16 protein-coding genes and 1 tRNA gene are annotated in these 19,901 nt (G+C 70.4%); 11 read left to right on the top strand and 6 right to left on the bottom strand.

Annotation, left to right across the window (positions count from 1 at the left end):
* Positions 1-31: 31 nt before the first annotated feature.
* On the bottom strand, positions 32-598 hold the full coding sequence (locus POL72_RS20120) for a hypothetical protein (protein WP_272097080.1): 567 nt from the start codon (positions 596-598) through the stop codon (positions 32-34).
* A gap of 69 nt (positions 599-667) precedes the next feature.
* On the opposite strand from POL72_RS20120, the gene POL72_RS20115 reads away from it, so the two are divergent.
* Positions 668-949, top strand: coding sequence for a hypothetical protein (locus POL72_RS20115; RefSeq protein ID WP_272097079.1), 282 nt, complete (start codon positions 668-670; stop codon positions 947-949).
* 117 nt (positions 950-1,066) lie between these two features.
* On the opposite strand, the gene rpoN is transcribed toward POL72_RS20115, so the two are convergent.
* Positions 1,067-2,587 carry an RNA polymerase factor sigma-54 gene (gene rpoN, locus POL72_RS20110; protein ID WP_272097078.1) on the bottom strand — a complete coding sequence of 507 codons (1,521 nt, stop codon included), beginning with the start codon at positions 2,585-2,587 and terminating at the stop codon, positions 1,067-1,069.
* Between the two features lie 343 nt (positions 2,588-2,930).
* Here rpoN and POL72_RS20105 point away from each other — a divergent pair, with 343 nt between their 5' ends.
* Positions 2,931-3,689, top strand: coding sequence for a Crp/Fnr family transcriptional regulator (locus POL72_RS20105; RefSeq protein WP_272097077.1), 759 nt, complete (start codon positions 2,931-2,933; stop codon positions 3,687-3,689).
* On the opposite strand, the gene POL72_RS20100 is transcribed toward POL72_RS20105, so the two are convergent.
* Positions 3,643-4,350: a DNA-binding transcriptional response regulator gene (locus POL72_RS20100; protein WP_272097076.1), complete on the bottom strand. Its 708-nt coding sequence runs from the start codon at positions 4,348-4,350 to the stop codon at positions 3,643-3,645. The two genes, POL72_RS20105 and POL72_RS20100, sit on opposite strands and share 47 nt — an antisense overlap.
* A gap of 457 nt (positions 4,351-4,807) precedes the next feature.
* Here POL72_RS20100 and POL72_RS20095 point away from each other — a divergent pair.
* The 5 genes from POL72_RS20095 to POL72_RS20075 all read left to right on the top strand — a co-directional run bounded on the left by POL72_RS20095 (position 4,808) and on the right by POL72_RS20075 (position 10,057).
* Positions 4,808-4,892: transfer RNA gene (locus POL72_RS20095), tRNA-Leu, on the top strand.
* 355 nt (positions 4,893-5,247) lie between these two features.
* Positions 5,248-8,268 (top strand): preprotein translocase subunit SecA, encoded by a 3,021-nt coding sequence (secA, locus tag POL72_RS20090; RefSeq protein WP_276596833.1) that lies wholly within the window; start codon positions 5,248-5,250, stop codon positions 8,266-8,268.
* A gap of 137 nt (positions 8,269-8,405) precedes the next feature.
* Positions 8,406-9,056: a fructose-6-phosphate aldolase gene (gene fsa, locus POL72_RS20085; RefSeq protein ID WP_272097073.1), complete on the top strand. Its 651-nt coding sequence runs from the start codon at positions 8,406-8,408 to the stop codon at positions 9,054-9,056.
* The gene (gene ybeY / locus POL72_RS20080) at positions 9,028-9,684 is read left to right on the top strand and encodes an rRNA maturation RNase YbeY (RefSeq protein WP_272097072.1); all 657 of its coding nucleotides are present in this window, start codon (positions 9,028-9,030) and stop codon (positions 9,682-9,684) included. The genes fsa and ybeY overlap by 29 nt, the downstream gene beginning before the upstream one ends.
* Positions 9,685-9,748: 64 nt before the next feature.
* Positions 9,749-10,057, top strand: a complete 309-nt coding sequence (locus POL72_RS20075; protein ID WP_272097071.1) for an HU family DNA-binding protein — start codon at positions 9,749-9,751, stop codon at positions 10,055-10,057.
* Here the strand turns inward: POL72_RS20075 and lnt are convergent.
* Positions 10,044-11,801: an apolipoprotein N-acyltransferase gene (gene lnt / locus POL72_RS20070; protein ID WP_272097070.1), complete on the bottom strand. Its 1,758-nt coding sequence runs from the start codon at positions 11,799-11,801 to the stop codon at positions 10,044-10,046. The two genes, POL72_RS20075 and lnt, sit on opposite strands and share 14 nt — an antisense overlap.
* Positions 11,802-11,937: 136 nt before the next feature.
* The gene (locus POL72_RS20065) at positions 11,938-12,846 is read right to left on the bottom strand and encodes an outer membrane beta-barrel protein (protein ID WP_272097069.1); all 909 of its coding nucleotides are present in this window, start codon (positions 12,844-12,846) and stop codon (positions 11,938-11,940) included.
* A 236-nt stretch (positions 12,847-13,082) separates the two neighbouring features.
* On the opposite strand from POL72_RS20065, the gene POL72_RS20060 reads away from it, so the two are divergent.
* The 3 genes from POL72_RS20060 (at position 13,083) to POL72_RS20050 (ending at position 17,213) form a co-directional block, all read left to right on the top strand.
* Positions 13,083-14,282 (top strand): class I SAM-dependent rRNA methyltransferase, encoded by a 1,200-nt coding sequence (locus POL72_RS20060; RefSeq protein WP_272097067.1) that lies wholly within the window; start codon positions 13,083-13,085, stop codon positions 14,280-14,282.
* Between the two features lie 10 nt (positions 14,283-14,292).
* The gene (locus tag POL72_RS20055; RefSeq protein ID WP_272097066.1) at positions 14,293-15,147 is read left to right on the top strand and encodes an HAD family hydrolase; all 855 of its coding nucleotides are present in this window, start codon (positions 14,293-14,295) and stop codon (positions 15,145-15,147) included.
* 182 nt (positions 15,148-15,329) lie between these two features.
* A complete protein-coding gene (locus POL72_RS20050) occupies positions 15,330-17,213 on the top strand; it encodes a serine/threonine-protein kinase (RefSeq protein ID WP_272097065.1) in 1,884 nt (627 codons plus the stop codon).
* Positions 17,214-17,486: 273 nt separating this feature from the next.
* Here the strand turns inward: POL72_RS20050 and POL72_RS52280 are convergent, their stop codons facing one another.
* Positions 17,487-18,089: a zinc-ribbon domain containing protein gene (locus tag POL72_RS52280; protein ID WP_276596831.1), complete on the bottom strand. Its 603-nt coding sequence runs from the start codon at positions 18,087-18,089 to the stop codon at positions 17,487-17,489.
* Between the two features lie 367 nt (positions 18,090-18,456).
* Here POL72_RS52280 and nusG point away from each other — a divergent pair, with 367 nt between their 5' ends.
* The gene (gene nusG / locus POL72_RS20035; protein ID WP_272097064.1) at positions 18,457-19,878 is read left to right on the top strand and encodes a transcription termination/antitermination protein NusG; all 1,422 of its coding nucleotides are present in this window, start codon (positions 18,457-18,459) and stop codon (positions 19,876-19,878) included.
* Positions 19,879-19,901 lie beyond the last annotated feature (23 nt).

The raw sequence follows: 19,901 nt of genomic DNA, 5'->3' as shown, positions 1-19,901 counted from the left end.
CCCGGCGCGAGCGCCGCCTGGCGGCGCACGGCTACGCCCCCCACCAGAGCATCTCGTGCACCTGGCTCTCGCCGCGGACGGGCACGATCACCCGGATCTTCTGGCCCTCGATCTGGACCACGTGGGCGGGGAAGCTGTCCGCCGGGTAGTAAAGCGACTTCACGAAGCCGTTCGCGTCGAGCCAGAGCAGGTGCACCCCGTCCGCTGTCGCCCCATGCATGAGGAGCATCCGCCCGCCGCCGAGCAGCGCGAACTCCAGGCCCTTGAAGCCCATCTCCTCGAAGCGCTCCGGGGACGGGAAGTCGTCGCCCACGGACCTGAGCTCCGGCACGTGCGCGCGGAGGTGCTTGTAGAGCGTGTCGTAGCGGACCTTCGCGAGCTTCGGGATCCGTCGGTCGCCCGCGGCGATGATCGGCAGCCGGTCCGCGTCGAACGTCGGCACCTCCACGTGGGTGCGGTAGCGATCCACGAGCCTGCCGCGGCCGATCTCCTCGTCGCTGAGCGCCTTGAGCCACCACTGGAAGATCGCGAGATCGCCCGTCCCTGCGCGCGACTCGAGCCGGACCAGCGACTCCCACAGGGGCTCCGGACCTGCCACTTCCCGCCGTGGTTCTTCACGACGCACGCCCCGACGTAGAGCGCCCCGTGCGTCACGAGGGTGACGAGCATGGGAGCATCTCCGCCCCCGCTCGCCGCCGGCGCGCCGCTGGATTCGCCTGCGGGCGCGAGCCAGGCGTCGCGTCGCTCGCGCGTCAGCGCCGCGCCCAGCCGGTGGACCGACGCATCGGAGAAGTCGAGCCCGAGGTCGGGCGCGCCGAACGCCGCGGGCGCGAGGCGGGCGAACACCTCCGCTGCGTGGTCGATCTGGGCCAGGATCGACGGGTTTCCCGCCGGGTTCGCGTCCGCGGAGCGCACGCCTGCCAGGTCGGCGAGCGCGTCGGGCGGGTAGTGCGGCGCGAAGAAGCGCTCGAAGATCTGGGCAGCCGTGATCGGTTCGGCGGGCATGGCTCGGGGCCGTGAGGGTGGGCGTGGCGAGGGGCGGGCGACCGCGGCCGGCCGCCGCGGCTCAGAACATCTTCTTGCGCTTCGACGAGCTCAGGATGCCGAGCATCTCGCGGTACTTGGCCACGGTGCGGCGGGCGATCTTGATGCCGTCCGTCTCCTCGAGGATCTTGACGATCGCCTGGTCGCTGTAGGGGTTCGACTTGTCCTCGGCCACGATGATCTTCTTGATCGCCTGCTTGACGCTCTCCGAGGCGATGTCTTCGTCGGCGACCCTGTGGATGGATGAGTTGAAGAAGTACTTCAGCTCGAAGAGCCCCTGGGGCGTGTGCACGTACTTGTTCGACGTCACGCGGGAGATGGTCGACTCGTGCATGCCCACCGACTCGGCGACGTCCCTGAGGATCATGGGCTTCAGGTAGCCCACGCCGCGCTCGAGGAACTCGCGCTGCTTCTCGACGATGCACTCGGTCACCTTGATGATCGTGCGCCGCCGCTGCTCGATGGCCCGGATCAGCCACTGCGCGCTCCGGAGCTTCTCGCTGATGAACTCCTTCGCCTTCGGGTCCCGGAGCATCCGCTGGGCGAGGTTCTCGTTGATGTAGAGCCGCTGGAGCCCCTTGTCGTTGTCGGTGACGACGAACTGGGTGCCGTCCTTGATGACGTACACGTCCGGGGTGATGGCGATGGTCTTCTCGTCGACCTCGGCGAAGTTGCGCGCCGGCACGCTCTCCAGCTTCTGGATCTCCTGGACCGCGTCGTAGACGTCCTCCAGCGGGATCTTCAGCGCCTTCGCGATCGCGGGGAAGTTGCGCCGCTCCACGTTGTGGAGGTGGTCCTTGATGATGGCCATCTCGATGTCGTCGAAGCCCAGCACCTCCGCCTGCACCCGCAGGCACTCCGACAGGTCGCGGGCCGCGACCCCGACCGGATCGAAGCGCTGGATCATCGACAGCACCTCCTCGGCGTCCTCGGGGTGGAGCTCCGCCTCCCGCGCCAGGTCCACGAGGCTGATGTCGGGCCCCTTCGTGCCGTCCGGACGTTCGCCCCCCTTGAGGTCGAGGTACCCCTTCTCGTCGAGGTTGCCGATGACGAGCAGCGCGAACTGCCGCTCGTTCTCGACGAAATCGCTCATCTGGAGCTGCCAGAGCAGGTGGTCGCGCAGGTTCGACGGCTTCGTCAGGTTCTGGTCGATCGGCGGCAGCTCTTCGAAGCCGCCCCGGTGCGCGGGCATGGCCTGCTGGAGCTGCCTGTTTTCCAGGAATTGCTCCCAGTCCACCTCCTTGACCCGCTTCTCCGTCTCGCGCGCCGCGATGTCGGTGTCTCGGTCGAACCGCTCGCCGTTCTCGAGCCGCTGCTCCGTGGGCAGGTCGGCGTTCCTCCCCCGCTGATCCGCCTTGTCGCCGTCCCGCGCCTTCGGGTCGGTCATGTCGTCCGCGAGGACAGGGTTGCCGTCCAGCTCCTTCCTGATCTCGTCGACCAGCTCGAGCCGTGAGAGCTGCAGCAGCCGGATGGCCTGCACCAGCTGCGGGGTCATCACAAGCTGCTGCGACAGCTTGAACTGGAGCTTCATCTCCATGCCCATGAGGAGCTCCTTCTCTCAGTTCGCCGCCAGCGCCACCCGCCGAACGGGGGCCGGGGCATTGCGCGAGGTTCGTGCCATCGAGTGTCTCATTGGTGGCCTCACCCCCAACGTAGCATCGAACGGGGCAGCGGCCCGGGTCTTGCTTTCACGTCTGCACCAAAAAATAGCGCAGGGCTTGCATCCTACACCGCTGAACATGGTTTCAGCCTTCGCCGCGGTAGATTTTTCGCCCCGCGCGGAGCTCTGCCCGCAGCCAGTTCGGATTGGCCCCCATCTGCCGATCGTTGCACTATCGGCCGCCGATCGGGAGGCTTGAAATCCCGAAAGGTTGGGCGAAGGCGCGATGGGAAAGCCGAAGGTGCGCGGACCTACGCGCGGGCACGGGATGGAGGGCGTGCGCGGCGGGGCGTCGTCGCCGGATGTCGAGAAGGAGCGGATCCTGTCTCGCTCGCCCCTCGCGTCGCTGGCCTCGCCGAGCCGGCGTGCGCTGTTCGAGCTCGGCAGGGTCGAGCGGCTCACGCGCAGGCAGTGCGTTTGCCAGCAGGATGCGCCGCCGAGGCACCTGTTCCTGATCGGGGCGGGTCGCGTGAAGGTCGAGCGCGTCGCCGACGGTCGGGTGGTTCCGCTCGGGCACCGCGGGCCCGGCGACCTCGTCGGCGAGGGCGCCCTCGCGGGCGCGACGGTCTCCTCCGAGAGCGCGACGGTGCTCGACGAGGGGGACGCGCTCGTGGTGCCGCTCGCCGGTCTCGAGCGGCAGCTCGCGTCCGACGCGGCGCTCCGCGGCGCGCTCGCCGCGGCGCTCGTGGCGCGCAAGCTCGAGACCGAGGCGCGCCTCGGCTCGCTGCTCCTCTGCACGGTCGAAGCGCGCCTGATCGAGTTCCTCCGCGCCGCTGCGCGGCGCTGGGGGCAGCCCCACACCGCTGGACAGCTGGTGTCGGCGCCGTTCACGCACGCGGACATCGCGCTGCTGATCGGGTCCACCCGCGAGACGGTCACCCTGCTGCTGGGCAAGCTGAAGCGCGCCGGCCTGATCGCGTTCGACCGGCGGCGGATCGTCATCCGGGATGGCGAGCACCTCGAGGCGCACGCCGCGACGGCCTGAGCGTCCGCCCGGAGGGGCCGCTGCGCGGCCTGCGCTGGAGCCGGTACACCGCGGCGCCGTTCGGCTCGATGAAGGTGCGCCGCTCTGCGGGGCGGCCTCCCGCGCCTTCCACGCCCGCCGCAGCGCCAGGCGCGCTCGGGCGGCTCCCCTCCAGCTCGCCGATCTCGCCCTGGACCAGACGGAGGCGAGGAAAGATCCCGGACTGCGTGGATTCCCGGGCGCGGAGGTCGACGAAGATCGTGCTGAGCAGCCGACCGAAGGCGTACGGCTTGAGCAGGACCTCGCTGACGTCGTCCGTGCCGTCGCACGAGGCCGGCTCGTCGGCACAGAAGATAACCCGCCGGGGCATCGTGCCCTCGCGCCGCAGGCGGCCCAGGATCTCCCGGGCGCCTTTCGTTCCGGGGGCGAGATCGATCAGCGCGACGTCGTAGACGCGCTCGCGGGAGAGGGAGATCGCTTCCTCCAAGGTCGCGGCCGGGCTGACGAGCGCGCCGCGGTTGCAGAGGAGGAGCGCCGTGGCCCTCCGGAGGACATGGTCCTGATCGAGGAGGAGAACGTTCGGTTGGTACGTCATCGGGTATCCCTGCGGCTTGCAGTCGAATTGCCCCGCATCGACGAGGACGGCGACGAGCGCGCCCCCTCCGTCGTTCAGCGGCAGCATCCGCGTCCGCGGACGGTCCCCCCTTCGCAACGCACGTGCCGAGGGGGAGGCGCCGCCGCCGCCCGGGCCTCGTTTCCCCTGTTCTCGGCGGCAACCCGGTCGTTCGAGCGTCGCTGCCGGTGAGGCTGCCCCGCCGACCCCGGGGCCGCCGCTGTGCCCATTTCGCGCTCCCTCCGCAGCGCCTCTCCGCCCCGACGAAGAGCGCCCCCCCACCCTGTCGGCTTGCCCACCGCGTCCTTGGCCGTCGGTGGGCGGTTCGTGCGCACGGGCCAGCCCAGGTTTGCGGCCCCTCCAGGGCGGCGCGGTCCGCCGATCCGCCGGTTGCTCCAGGCTCGACGTACCGCGGGCCACATGTCCGGACCGCTCGCGCTGCCCCGACCTGACGCGTTCGGCGCAACGCAGCAAACTGATTTTCCCGCTTGATGAGGCTGGCGTGGGGTGCCACAAGCGTCCGCGCGCACGAGTGGCGGAATTGGTATACGCACCGGTTTTAGGTTCCGGCGCCGCTAGGCTTGGGGGTTCGAGTCCCCCCTCGTGCACCACGGCTTGGCGCCTGGAGGACTCGACCAGCTCGCGGCGTGACGCGCCGCCCCGGGGCGCCTCCGCCGGGTAGCCCGGGACGGTCGTGGTCCGCTGGGCGCGCGGCGCGGGGACGAGCGTTCGTCGTCGGGCCGCGCGCGGATTTGAGGACGAACGCGTGATGGGGCCCGGGCCGCGGAGCCTCGGACGGCCTCCGGCGGCCTCCAGCGGATCGCCTCGGCGGCGTCGTCGACCGCGCGCGCGGTCCCGGAATTGCGCGACGCCCGCGGCGCGACTACGTTCGCGTTCCTCGGCCGGACCCTCTCCTCCCACCTGACCGCCGCGGAGCCAAGGCACGTAAAGATGTTCACTTGGGCGATGAAGAAGATTTTCGGCACCTCGCACGAGCGTGCCATCCGCCGCATGCGACCCCGGGTCGAGGTGATCAGCAGGATGGAGCCGGAGCTGCAGAAGCTCTCGGACGCCCAGCTCCGGGCAAAGACGGCGGAGTTCAAGGAGAAGCTCGCCAACGGGGCGACGCTGGACGACATCCTGGTCCCGGCGTTCGCGGTCTGCCGCGAGGCGTCGAGGCGCGCGCTCAAGATGCGCCATTACGACGTGCAGCTCATCGGCGGCATGGTGCTCCACAACGGCTGCATCGCCGAGATGCGCACCGGCGAGGGCAAGACGCTGGTCGCGACGCTCCCCTGCTATCTGAACGCCCTCGAGGGCAAGGGCGTCCACGTCGTCACGGTGAACGATTACCTGGCGCGGCGCGACGCCGAGTGGATGGGCAAGCTGTACGGCTTCCTCGGCCTGTCGACGGGCGTGGTCGTCAACCAGCAGGGCGACGCCGAGAAGCGCGACGCGTACCGCTGTGACATCACGTACGGCCAGAACAACGAGTTCGGCTTCGACTACCTGCGCGACAACATGAAGTTCTCGGCGCTCGAGTACGCGCAGCGCCCGCTGCACTATGCGATCGTCGACGAGGTCGACTCCATCCTCATCGACGAGGCGCGGACTCCGCTCATCATCAGCGGGCAGGGGGAGCGCTCGAGCGACAAGTACCGCACGATCAACGAGGTGATCCCGCAGCTCCGGAACGAGGAGCATTACGCCGTCGACGAGAAGGCGCACTCGGTGACGCTGACCGACGAGGGCGTGGAGACGGCAGAGCGGCTGCTCGCCTCGCTCCAGGTGCTCAAGGGCACGAACCTCTATGATCCGGTGAACCTCGAGACGCTACACATCCTGAACCAGTGCTTGCGCGCGCACACGCTCTACAAGCGCGACGTCAACTACATGGTACGCGACGGCAAGGTGCTCATCATCGATGAGTTCACCGGCCGCGTCCTGGCGGGGCGCCGGTGGTCGGACGGCCTGCATCAGGCCGTCGAGGCGAAGGAGAACGTCCGGATCCAGGAGGAGAGCCGGACGATGGCGACGATCACCTTCCAGAACCTCTTCCGGCTGTACAAGAAGCTCTCCGGGATGACCGGCACCGCGGACACGGAAGCGGCGGAGTTCCACAGCACGTACAAGCTCGACTGCGTCATCATCCCCACGAACAAGCCGGTGGTCCGCGTCGACTACGAGGATCTCGTCTACAAGACCGAGAAGGAGAAGTTCACGGCGGTCATCAACGAGATCCTCGAGAAGCACGAGCTCGGCCAGCCGATCCTGGTGGGCACGACGAGCGTCGAGAAGAGCACCGCGATCAGCCGGATCCTGACGAAGCGGGGCGTGAAGCACAACGTGCTGAACGCGAAGCACCACGAGAACGAGGCCTACGTGGTCGCGCAGGCGGGCCGCAAAGGGGCCATCACGGTCTCGACCAACATGGCGGGTCGCGGGACGGACATCATCCTGGGCGGCAACGCGGAGATGCTCGCCAAGCTCAAGTTCAAGGAGCAGAACCGCCAGCCCGAGGCGGAGCCCGAGGCGTTCGAGGCTCTGGTCGAGGAGATCAAGAAGGAGTGCACCGCGGAGGGCGACGAGATCCGCGAGATCGGCGGGCTGTACATCCTGGGCACCGAGCGGCACGAGTCGCGCCGCATCGACAACCAGCTGCGCGGCCGCGCCGGCCGCCAGGGCGACCCCGGGACGTCGAAGTTCTACCTGTCCCTCGAGGACGACCTCATGCGCATCTTCGCCGGGGATCGGGTGAAGAACCTGATGGAGCGCATGGGCATGCCCGACGACGAGCCCATCGAGCACCCGTGGGTGACGAAGAGCGTCGAGAACGCGCAGAAGAAGGTCGAGGAGCGCAACTTCGACATCCGCAAGAACCTGCTCGAGTACGACGACGTGATGAGCGCGCAGCGCAAGACGATCTACGACATGCGCCAGTCGCTGCTCGTCGGCCGTTACTCTCCCGAGATCATCGACGAGGAGGGGAAGCCGACGGGCGAGAAGCGGACGATCAAGCCGCTCGCGTCCATCGTGGAGCTGGTCCGGCCGGACGTCGGCTACCTGCTCGGCATGTTCGCGAACGACCCGGTGATGCCGCTCGACGCGGACGGCAACCGGCGCGAGATCGTGCGAAAGGACTTCGAGAAGACGGAGCGGTTCGTCGAGCTCGAGAACATGCAGCGCGAGATCTACACGCGCTGGGGCGTGAAGCTCGAGCTCGAGTCGCGCGCCGACAAGGTCCTCGAGATCTACGACGAGTGCTCGGAGCTCATGCCCCTGGCGCTCACCGAGCAGCGCGAGCGGCTGCTCGATCTGATGGACCGGATCATCGGCGCGATGGTCGAGGAGTCGTGCCCGGCCCGCAAGCCGCCGGAGGACTGGGACTGGGGCGGCATCTTCCAGGGCTTTCGCGAGCACTTCGGCGTCGAGCTGCCGGACGACATCGCGCACATCGGCGACCAGGAGACGCTGGCGCGGGAGCTCTACGACCGCGCCGAGAAGGCGTACGAGAAGCGCGAGGAGGAGATCGGCGTCGAGCTGTCGCTGCGCATCTTCCGCCACCTCTACCTGGAGGAGCTCGACAAGGCCTGGGTCGACCACCTGACCGACATGGACCACCTCCGCGACGGCATCGGTCTGCGCGGCTACGGGCAAAAGGACCCGAAGCAGGAGTACAAGAAGGAGGGCTACAACATGTTCGTCAACATGGTGGCCCGCGTCTCCTCGAACGTGGTCACGAAGCTCTTCAGCGTGAACGTCAGGCGCGCCGAGCAGGAAGAGGCGCAGATCGAGGCTGCGGATCGCGAGCGGCACGCTGCGGCGCTGCTCGACGCCGTCGCGCAGCACGACGAGTCCCTCCCGATCGGCGCGAACCCTGCCCCGGCGCTCCCGCAGCCTGCCGTCATGCAGGAGCAGGAGTGCCCCTGCGGCAGCGGCCAGCCGTTCAACAAGTGCCATGGTGTCGAGGACGAGGCGACGGCCTGAGCCGGCGCTTCCTGCCCGCTCCGCCTGATAGCTAGAACGAGGCAGCGAGGGCCCCTGCCAGGCCCTTGCTCCTCGGCATCTCACCCCCGCATGAACACCGCCTGAGGACCGATCCATCGGTTCCCGGAGGCAGCATCATGAAGGTGTTCATCGATTCAGGGGATATCGCGGAAATCAGGGAAGCGCAGTCGATGGGGGTCATCGACGGCGTCACGACCAACCCGTCGCTCCTCGCCAAGGCCGGCAAGCCGACGAAGCGGGCGATCGCCGAGATCTGCGAGGTGGTCGACGGCCCCATCTCGGCCGAGGTGGTGGCGGTCGAGAAGGACGCGATCCTCCGCGAGGGTCGCGAGCTCGCGAAGATTCACCGGAACGTGGTGGTCAAGGTGCCGCTCATCGACGAGGGGCTCAAGGCCGTCCGCATCTTCGCTTCCGAGGGCATCAAGACGAACGTGACCCTCTGCTTCTCGGCCGCCCAGGCGCTGCTCGCGGCCAAGGCTGGGGCCACGTTCGTGTCGCCGTTCGTCGGGCGCGTCGACGACGCCGCGGGAGACGGGATGGATCTCGTCCTGCAGGTCGTGACCATCTTCAGGAACTACGGCCTCTCGACGCAGGTGCTCACCGCGAGCGTACGGCACCCCGTCCACTTCGTGCAGGCCGCCATGATCGGCTCGCACGCCGCGACGATGCCGCTCAAGGTCATCAAGCAGCTGATCAAGCACCCGCTCACCGACGTCGGGCTCGCGCAGTTCTTGGCAGATGCGAAGAAGATCCCCGAGCTGGTATAGCGATCCCGTGGCCGAGAAGCGCAAGGAGAGCTCGGGGACGAAGCGCCGCGGGAGCCGCCCGGCGGCCCCCGCGGTCGTGTCCGTCACGACGCAGGGAGGGCCCTTCAAGGGGGTGTCGACAGCGGTCGTGCGCCGGCGGGCGAGCAAGATGCTCGCCCACCTCGCGTTGGAGGGCGTGGAGCTCTCCGTCGCCCTGGTGAACGATGAGGCCATCCACGAGCTCAACCGCAGCTACCGGCGCAAGGACAAGCCGACCGACGTCCTCGCCTTCCCGCTGCTCGACCAGAACGGAGCCAACTCGCGCAGGCGCGGCCGGCGAGGTCCCGTGGATCCGTCGGTGTGGCGCGGTCTTCTCGGCGACGTGATCGTCTCGATCGACACGGCCGCGCGGCAGGCCGCCGAGCGAGATCGCCCGCTGCTCGACGAGATCACGATGCTGCTCGGGCACGGCCTGCTCCACCTGCTCGGCTATGACCACAAGACCGACGCAGAAGAGCGGGAAATGACGGATTTGACCCGTGAGCTCGAGGTCGCGGCGGCGTCTCGAAGCAACAGCACCACTGTAATCAAACCACATCGCAGCACCGCGACGCCAAACGCGACGCCAAAGAAGACGGGGGCGCGATGAGTTATCGCTTGCGATGCGAAACCTCGCTTGTTAAACGGACGCCCCCTTTCGACTTGGAGGAGACATGCCCGGTTCGAACAAGCTGACCAAGGCGCAGATGATCGTCGGTCTTGCCGAGGCCACCCACCTCGACAAGAAGTCCGTGGCCAGCGTGCTCGATGCGCTCGGCGAGCTGGTGAAGAAAGAGCTCGGTCCGGAGGGGCCGGGCGAGGTCACGGTTCCGGGCCTCGTGAAGATCAAGGCGAAGGAGATCCCGGCCACGCAGGACCGGGAAGGCGTCAATCCGTTCACGAAGCAGCCGATGACCATCAAGGGCAAGCCGGCGAGCCGCAAGCTCCGCGCGGCGCCCGTCAAGGCGCTCAAGGACGGCTGAGCGGCGCGTCCGTGGCCGCAGCTTGCGTCGCCGCATCGGGCGGCGCGAGCTCCGGGGGCCCCGCAGGCGGTCGCGCCCCCGAGCTGACGCCCCGGGCTCGTTGCGGGGCCTTCGCTGTGGAGCGTCGCGCCCGGAGCGCACAGCCGATGCTCGCGAGGGCGAGCAGCGTCGCCATCGGGGCGTCGCCCAGCCGGGTGTAGAGCGTCAGCGGCGTGTCCCTGATCGAGGGGGTCGCAAAGGTCACCCCCGGCGCTGCGCTCTCGTCGCGGCTGCGCACCACGCCTCGGGCGTCGATCCACGACACGACGCCGAGGTTCACGGCGCGCACGAGATCCCGGCGCAGCTCGATGGCACGCATGACCGCGAGCCTCGCGTGCAGCTCGGGCTCGGCGCTCCCGGTGAACCAGGCGTCGTTCGTGATGTTGACGAGGAGGCTCGGGGCGAGCGTCCCGGTGATCCGCCGCCCCACCCCGGTGAGCGTGTCCTCGTAACAGTTGAGCACCCCGATCCGGAGCGCGGGCCCGTGCTCTCGGGGCAACGTGAGGGCGCGCGGCTCTGCGCCCGGGATGAGCCCGCCGCTTTTCTGGAAGATGCGCCGCAGCCAGGGCAGGTAAGCGCCGCCCGGGACCGTCTCGCCGAACCAGAGCAGCTGCAGCTTGTCCTGCGTCGGCTGCATGCTCCCATCAGGGAGCACGAGGGTCGCGGAGTTGTAGCTGTTCCGTTCCTCGACGCCGTCGGCGGCCTTCACGGGCGGCGCCTGGGTGATGAGCCCCGCGAGGATGGGGCCGCGGATGTCGGGCCCCAGGATCGCTCGACCGCCGCGCGGCGCCTGCCGGGCGCTGTGCGAGAGGGGGTAAGGATACGCCGCCTCGGGCCAGAGGGTGAGCTCTGCGCCGCCGGCCTCGGCCTCCCGGGTGAGCTCGTGCAGGGTCCGCAGGATCCGCGGGTGGTTCTTCGCTTGCCAGCGCTCATGCGGCCCGACCGCCTGGTTGACGAGCGCGACCCGCGCCGTCGGCAGGCCGGCGCTGGCGCGCTCGACCGCGGCCATCCGCAGCGCACCGTGGACCGCGAGCAACCCGAACAGCGCGACGCTCGAGAGCGCCGGGTAGAGGATCGCTCGGGGCAACCGAAGGCGGACGGGCCGCGATTCCTGAGCGAGCGCGCTCTCGAGCGGCCGCCCGCCCGGCGCTCTCCCCGAGGCGGCCAGACCGGCGCGGGTGAGCAAGGCCGCCCCGACGGCGAACAGCACGGAGACGCCCCGCTCGCCGATGAGGTCGGCGAGCTGCACGAGCGCCGGCCAGGGGCTCATGAGACCGGCAGGAGTCCAGCCGAAGACGGTCGGGATGGCCACGGCGGCGAACACGCCGGTCGCAAACGCGAGCTCGAGGGGAGCGCGCAGCCGCCGGATGAGCGCGCTCGTGATGCCGCCGCAGACCGCCCAGACCAGCGACTGAGCGGCCGCGAGCAGCACCAGCGCGAGGTACGAGGCGGCCGCGCCGAGAGGTGTGAACCGCTGGATGACCTCTGGCACGAAGCGCAGGCCCACGATGCCCGCCGCCGTTCCCCACACAGCGCCGCGCCCGAAGGCGCGCCAGACCGTCGGGGCGTCGTGGACGGCGGCCGCCAGCAGGGCGAGGCCAACGATGACGGCGGGGACCAGATCCGTGGGCGGCGCCGTGAGGGCGAACGTCGCGCCGCCAGCGAGCGAAAGGAACAGCGGGGCGCGGCCACGGAGCGCGCGCATGATCGAGGCCTGGGGCACGATGCGGCGTTATACCGCGTGGAGACGGTCCGGACCGCGACCGCGACGACGGCCTGGCCGAGCGCAGGACGGACGCGCACCGCACGGTCAGGGCGGACAGGAGGCTATGACGAGCCGCTCACCAGTAGATGCTGAGCCCGCCGCGGAAGAGCCCGCCGCCCGATGTGTTGGTCGTGCGGCCGGTGTCTGGATCCGTGAACTCGGGAACGAGCCCACCGTCCGTACGGCTGCGCACGAAGCCGAGCGCATCGACGTTCAAGGCGATGCGAGGGGAAAGCCGGAACTCGAGGCCGATGCCGCCGTGCGCACCGAAATAGTCGTACTCCGTATTCGGAACGAACTCGGTGCTGCCAGCCGCGGCCTCGCTCGAGGAGCGATCGACCTCGGCGTGCGCGATGTTCAGGCCGCCCATGAAGTAGAACTGGGTGCGGCTGCGCGGGTTGACGAACAGCATCCCGCTCAGCGAGAGCGGCACCTCGGTCCGCTGGTCGCCGTTGTAGTCCGTGCCCGCGAGGAAGTCGGCGCCTGCATCGATCGCAAACGCCGGGACGGGCCGGTAGCGCAGGCTGATCCCGACGCCTCCCATGCCAGCGTCCTCCGCGCCGCCGTGCTCGCGCCCCAGCATGACGCCCTCCATGCGGAGGTTGATCCCCCAGTGGCGCCGCCAGCGCCGCTTCACCGGCGGAGGCGGCGCCGGGGGCGCCACGCGGCGCACGATCACGCGCGGCGGAGGGGCCGCCCCAGGCGTCACGACGATCACCTGAGGAGGCGGGCCCGACGGCGAGGTCTCGTAGACGACGACCGGCGGGGCGGGACGGGCTCCTCTGGCCGGCGGGGGCGGCGGCGCCTCGGCAGGCGCGGCCTCGGCAGGAGCGGCGGGCGGAGGTTCTGCGGCGGGATCGCGAGGCGGCTCCACTTCCTCGCAGAACCACGCGCCGGGAGGACAGTTGCTGTCCTCCTGCGCGAACGCGCTCATCGGCGCGGTCATCGCCACCGCAACAAGGGCATGGGTCAAGCAACGGCGCATCGGGCGACTCCTCTTCGGTGCAGGGAAGTTAGCAACCGGGATGCCATCGACCATCTTGCGGGATCGTCGTCACCATGGCCACGCAGCACGCCGGCGTGCATCGGCCGCCACGGCGCGCTGTGGCGGAAGGTTCACACGCGCGCCGTTCCGCAGGGTACTAGCTCCCACGGCAGACGTCACGGCGCGGTCGCCCCCGTCGGGAACCCTGCCAACATCGAGACCGATCGGATTCCATCATGCCTACGGTTACGTTGAAGCAGGGTCACGTTCGGCCGGTGTGGTCGGGGCATCCCTGGGTGTTCGCTCAGGCGGTCGCGCGCATCGAGGGCGGCGCGGTGGCCGGGGACGAGGTCGTCGTCACCGACCCCTACGGCAGCGTGCTCGGGCGCGGGCTCTACACCCCGCGCTCGGCCATCCCGGTGCGCATGTACACGCGCGAGGACAGGCCGATCGACGCGGCCCTGTTCCGGCACCGGATCGAGCGCGCCATCGCGCACCGCCGCGAGCTCGGCCTGCCCGCGCGGGCGCCTGGCCACGAGACCGACGCCTTCCGGCTGATCCACGCCGAGGGGGACGGCCTGCCCGGGCTCATCGTCGATCTGTTCGGCGACGTGGTGGTCGTGCAGCTCGGGACGATCGGGATCAAGCGCCGCGAAGGGGTGATCTTCGACGCCCTCCAGGCGGCGCTCTCGCCCCGCGCGATCGTGGACAGGACCCCGGAATCCCTCGCGAAGCTCGAGGGGTTCACCGCCGACGCGGGCGTGGTGCGCGGCGATCCCGGGCTCGATCAGCTCCGGTTCGTCGAGCGAGGGCTGCGGTACACGATCCCGCTCGCGCTCGGCCACAAGACCGGGTTCTACCTGGACCAGCGGACGCTGCGGACCCGCGTCGAGCAGCTCGCCCACAACCGGCGCGTGCTCGATGCGTTCTGCTTCGTCGGCACGTTCGCGATGGCAGCGGCCCGCGGCGGGGCGAGCGAGGTCCTCGCGATCGACGAGAGCGCGACGGCGATCGAGGTCGGCGCGGAGTGCGCGCGGGAGAACGGGCTGCTCGACCGGATCAAGTTCACGCGCGACGACGCCCGCAAGGCGCTGCAGAACGCGTCGAGGCAGGAAGGCTACGATCTCGTCATCTGCGACCCCCCGAAGCTCGCGGGCACGCGCGCCTCCAAGGACACCGCGCTCACGGCGTACCGGCGCCTCGCGGCCGGGGCGTGCCGCGCCACGCGCCCGGGCGGCGTCCTCGTGCTCTGCTCCTGCTCCAGCGCCGTGAGCCTCGACGATCTGACCCGGGTGCTCGCGCTCGGCGCGCGCGACGCGCGCATGCAGGCCGCGGTGTTCGACCGGCACTTCCAGGGAGGGGATCACCCCGTCCCCGCCGCCTTCCCCGAGGGGCTCTACCTGAAGAGCCTCATCGCGCGCATCGACGCCCTCTGACGCTCGCCCGATGAAGCCGCTCTCCCTTGTGCCTCCCGACGCCGCGCGCGCCCTCGCCGGGGTGATCTTCGATCTCGACGACACCGTGCTGGATCACGGCGCCCTCACCGAGGCGGCGTACGCGGCGCTCTTCCGTCTACGCGAGACGGGGCTCGCGCTGATCGCCTGCACCGGCAGGCCCGCCGGCTGGGGCGAGGTGCTCCAGCGGCAGTGGCCGATCGACGCGACGATCGTCGAAAACGGAGCCGTCGCGCTGGTCCGTGAGCAGGAAGGCGACGTCTCCGGCCATCGGGAAAGGCACGCCCAGCGCGCCGGCGCAAGCCGCGTCGTCACGCTCGACGACCTGGACCGCGAAGCGCGGAGAGCCCGTCGGGCCGAGCTCGTCGGGCTCGCCAATGACATCGTGCGTCGTTTTCCGGCGGCGGCGCTCGCCGACGACAACGACCAGAGGGTGACCGACGTTACCATCGACATCGGGGAGCATCGGCATGTCCCGCCCGAGGACGTGCAGAAGATGCGCGCGGAGCTGCGCGAGCGGGGGGTGAGGACGCTGCTCTCGAGCGTCCACCTCCACCTCACGCGCGACCCGTCGGACAAGGCCACGGGGATTGTGCGCCTGCTCGCCGCTCGGTTCGGTGAGGACCCCACCCGGGCGCGGCACCGCTACGCGTTCGTCGGCGACAGCGGCAACGACGGCGTCGCCTTCGCCGCATTCGTGCTGACCTTCGGGGTGGCCAACGTGCGCGCCCACCTCGGCAAGCTGTCCGTGCCGCCGCAGTTCGTGGCGTCCCTCCCCATGGGCCGCGGGTTCGGGGAGATCGCCCAGAAGATCGCCGAACTGCGGAAGAATGCACCCGAACCGTGATCTTGCCGCGCGCAAGTCACTTCGCGCTGCGATCCGCCCCACACCTGACGCAGGTAACCTAGCCGCAGCACGCACCGACGGAATAGGATCGGCTTTCGGGAGGGGCGTGCCTCCCAACCCTTTACAGGGACGCGTGTTCTCGGGGACCATGACGTTGGTCCCTCGCCCGCCAGCGGCAGCAGATGGCGTTTCGACCCCCGACCCCCGGCCTCCTCGTCGACAACAAGTACCGCCTCGCGGAGCGCATCGGCGGGGGCGGCATGGGGGACGTGTTCCGGGCGGAGCACGTGCTCGCAGGTCGCGCCGTTGCGATCAAATTCCTCCACCCTGAGCTGGCGGACAACTCGGAGCTCTCCCACCGGTTCTTCCAGGAAGCGCAGGCGGTCAATCGGATCCGCCACCCGAACATCGTCGACGTGATCGACGCCGGCGTCGGCGAGCTCGGTCCGTACATCGTGATGGAGCACCTCGACGGCGAGTCGCTCGGCATGGCGCTCGCGCGCTTCGGTCGCCTCGACATGGAGGCCGCCGTCGGCGTCGCGATCCCGGTGCTCGAGGCGCTCGACGCCGCGCACCGCGCGGGGATCATCCACCGCGATCTCAAGCCCGAGAACATCTTCATCGCCTTCGATCCGAGCCGCGGCTCGGCCGTCGTCCGCCTGCTCGACTTCGGCATCGCCAAGGTGCTCGACTCCGACGGTCCCTCGCCGCGGACGCGCACGGGCGTCGTGTTCGGGACGCCCGACTATCTCTCGCCCGAGCAGGCCACGGGGGAGTCGCCGCTCGACGGTCGGAGCGATCTCTTCTCGGTGGGCGTGCTGCTCTACGAGGTGCTCACGGGCACGCGGCCGTTCCGCGCGCCGACCGCCGTGGCGACGGCGTTCCGCGTCGTGCACGCCGAGGTGCCCACGCTCGCCTCGGCGGGCGTGACCGTCGACCCGCGGCTCGAGGCGATCGTGCAGCGGCTCTTGCAAAAGGATCCCGCGAAGCGGTTCCAGACGGCCGGCGACGTCGTCCGCGAGCTCGAGCGCGTCGCGCCTGATCCGCCCCGAAGGACGACGGCGCTCGGCAGGCTGATCAACGTGCAGCGGCGGATGGCCCTGAGCCTGGGGAACGCCCCGGAGAACGAGCGCGATCGCCTCTCGTCCTCGCGCGATCGATCGCGCCCGGGGTTCGACGTGAACCCCCCGCCGATGCGCATCTCGCCGTCGATCGTGCCGGGCGGGCGCGTCACCGAGGCGCCGCCCGGGATGCGGCCGTCCTCCGAGCCAGCGAAGCCCGCGCCCGGCGTGACGCTCTCGAACGCGCTGCGAAGCCGCGGCTCGGAGCCCACGATGCTCTCGCAGCGCGGCGAGTCGCTGCCCACGGTGCGCAGCGCCGATCTCGGCCTCCGGGCCGAGCCGACCGTCCGCAGCGCGGACTTCGGCTCCCTGATGAACCGGACACGCGACACGCGGCGGCCCAACGTCACCCCGGTCCGGCCGCTGCCGGCGCGCTTCGCTGGGCAGTACCAGGTGCGCGGCCCGGTGCTGCGGAGCGTGGATCGCACCATCGTCGATGAGTACGGGAGGAGCGCGCGCGACGAGGTCGTCTCGCAGATGCCGCTCCGCTACGCCGACGACTTCAAGCACGACTCGATCAACGCGCTCGTCGGGTACGAGCTCGAGGCGCTCGACGCTTACATGGAGCTCGCGACATCGCTGGTCCTGCGCGATCTCGAGCGCTGGCGCGACATCGGCAGGCTCGGCGTCGGCGGCGAGCTGCACAGCCTCGTGCGCACGCTGTTCGCTCGCCCGCTGACCGACATCGCGTCGCTCATGCGCCGCGGGACCTCGATCTGGTCGCGGCTCTTCACGTTCGGCTCGTGGCGCGTGGCGACTGGCCCGACCGGGCGGGTCACGCTCCACATCGGCGACTTCGACCCTGCTTCGCTGCCGCTCCGGCTGTGGGTCGTGGGGATGGTCGAGGAGACAGCGCGACGCGCGTCCGGCGGCGGCGTGAAGGTCACGATCACGCTCGGCGAGCTCGGCTTCACCTCCGAGCTCGCCTGCGAGATCAGCCTCTAGCTCCGCCCGCCCGAAGTCCGGCCAGAGATGGCGGGACTTCGGCGCCGCTTCGCGGCGACCTCGCGCCGGCGGCCCTGGCCTCGTTTCCTCGGGGCTCCGCCCCGCTCCGCACCCCGGCGTCCGCTTCGCGGCCGCGCCGCGCCGGCCGCACGAGGAGCGGCCGCGCCGCGCCGGCCGCACCAGGAGCGGCCGCGCCGCGCCGGCCGCACCAGGAGCGGCCGGTGCTCGGGGATGTGCCGCAGCGCGATGGCTGCGCGTCGCTGGAGGCGTCTCTCAGGAAGGCTTGCGCGCGCGGTAGCACGCCTGACAGAACACGTCGCGGCCCTCGACGGGCTTGAACGGGACCTCGCCCTCGGAGCCGCACGACTTGCAGGTGATCGAGAACGTCGGACGAGTACGCGGCGCGCGGGGCTGCTGCGCCGGGCCGCGGCTCGGCGCAGCAGCGCGGCGCTCACCGGCGAACGAGGGGGCGCGGTAGTTGCCATCATCTCGGAAGGGCGCGCCGCCGCGCGGACGATTCGGGTAGTGACTCGGCACCGCCCAGGTGGGCGTCAGCCCCGAGTACGCGTCCTGCATCGGGCTGCGGTACTCGTTCACGTCTCCCGTGTAGCGGGGCTTCCGAGGCTGGCCGTCGCCGCGCGCCAGGCCGCGATGCCCCCCGGCACCTCGGGCCGGACCAGGGCGCTGGCGCTCCGCTGCGCGAGCCGGCGATCCGCTCTCCCCTCGATTGTCCTTGCGCGCACGGCGGCAAGTCCGGCACCGCTTGGGCGGAGCCGCGAGCTTCCGTTCGGCGTAGACGGCAGCTTCCGCAGCCGAGAATAGGAACGACGTGCCGCAGCTCGCGCAGACAATGTGCTCGTCTCGATGCTGTTCCATGATTCCTCTTTCGTCAGGCCGACGGGCCTCGCAGGCTCACGGGCTCGGGTGACTCGGATGACTCGGGTGACTGGAGCGCCCGGAGCTGCCCCGCTGCGCTGGAGAAGCGCGATTTACGCGGGGTTCTACGTGATATCGGTGGGATCGCCCTCTTGATGGGGCACGGGAGTGCCTACGGTGACATGCTTGTCAGGGCGGTCAAGCGTGCCGCCTCCACGCAACGCCAGGATCGATCGCGCGGCGCGGAGCTTTGATTTCGAAGCTCCTCACGATACCATCCGCGCGACTTTCACGAGGAGCGCAGCTCCTCCCGTGACGGACCACGAGCCGCATCTGCCCACGCCGCGCATCGCAACCAGTCGAAGCAATGAGCCATCCCTCCCTGCACCTCACCGCTCGTGACTTCGACGCGTACGCCGCCGAAAAAGCGACCTCGAAGGCCTACTCACGCCCCCGCCTCGAGGTGAAGCAGCGCGCGCTCGCCTGGGCGCGCGGCGTCGTCGCCCGGCTCGCCGAGCTCGGCATCTCGGTCGACGTCCATGGCTCGGACGAGCACCCCTCGATCCGCAACAAGCACCGGGCCGACTGCCAGTGGGTCTTCTTCTGGCGCGATCAGGCGGCGCGCGATGAGCTCGATCGCCTCCTCGACCGCGGCCGCTCGATCTCCGACGCGATCGACGATCCGAGCCCCTTCACGCGGCACGCGTTCCTCGCGCTGCGCATCTCGGAGAGCGAGGTGCAGGTGTGCTTCGCGGTCCACCCGGACGCGAAGGTGGACGTCGACAACCTCCGGGCTCGCCTCTCGGCGACCGAGGAGGCGACGGGCGCGCCGGCCTCGCCGCTCTCCGCGGAGCTCACGAGCGCGCTCCACGCGCTCCCGGAGCAGTTCTCGTTCGGCGCCGCCGGCGGCGATCGCGTGGCCTGCAGCGCGGCCACCCCGGACGCGATCGCCGAGATGCTCCGCCGCGCCGCCGACGGCCAGGTGCCGCTCTGGATCGGCTGGGCGGTCCCGCGCGAGACGGCGGTCGAGCACGCCGACATCCTCGACGAGCAGCTCGAGGACGCGCTCGTCGCGCTCGCCCCGATCTACCGGCTCGTCGCGTGGTCGCGCGAGAACGACCGCATCGCGCTCGACCGCAAGCTCGAGGGCATCGAGCAGGAGCGAGCGCGCGCCCACGCCGAGATCGAGGCCGAGAACGAGCGATGGCGCTCCGAGCAGGCCAAAGCGCGAGAGCGCTCGATGGAGCAGGCGCGAGCGCGCGGCGATGAGCGCGTCGAGGCCGCCCTGCCCGCCCGCCGACCGACCCTGGCGACGCTGTTCAAGTCGCCGAACAACGCTGGCGCTGGCGCTGGCCGCGGCGGAGAGCCGCGGCCCTCGCTGAAGCGCGTCGGAGAGGGCGTCACCCCCGCCCGGCGAGCGCCGCAGGGCGAAGCGGAGCAGCAAGCGAAGGTCGAGGCTCCGCAGAAGCCCTCGGCCGATCACGCGCCGCGAGCGCAGCGTGGTCCGTCCGGCGAGCCAGACGCTGCAGCGAAGGTCGCCCCGGAGCCCGCGAAGGGCGGCGTGCTGGAGAAGGGCAGCCGGGTCCGCGTGCGACGAGGCCCGTTCGGCGACAAGATCGGCGTGGTGAGCGAGCTCGACGGGCGCGGAGGCGCGCGCGTCCTGCTCGGCCTGCTCTCGACGAGGCTCGAGCTCGACGATCTCGAGCTCGTGGTCGATGGAAGAGATCGGCCCGCGCTCTCGACGTCGCACCGCAAGCCGCTCGCACCGACGCCGCGCAAGGCGCGCTGAGCGTCGCCGCGCAGCCCCCCCAC

The organism is Sorangium aterium, assembly GCF_028368935.1.
In the GTDB taxonomy this organism is placed as follows: Bacteria; Myxococcota_A; Polyangia; order Polyangiales; family Polyangiaceae; genus Sorangium; species Sorangium atrum.
The sequence above is the reverse complement of the archived record's forward strand: the minus strand, read 5'-3'. Positions and strand labels throughout refer to the sequence as shown.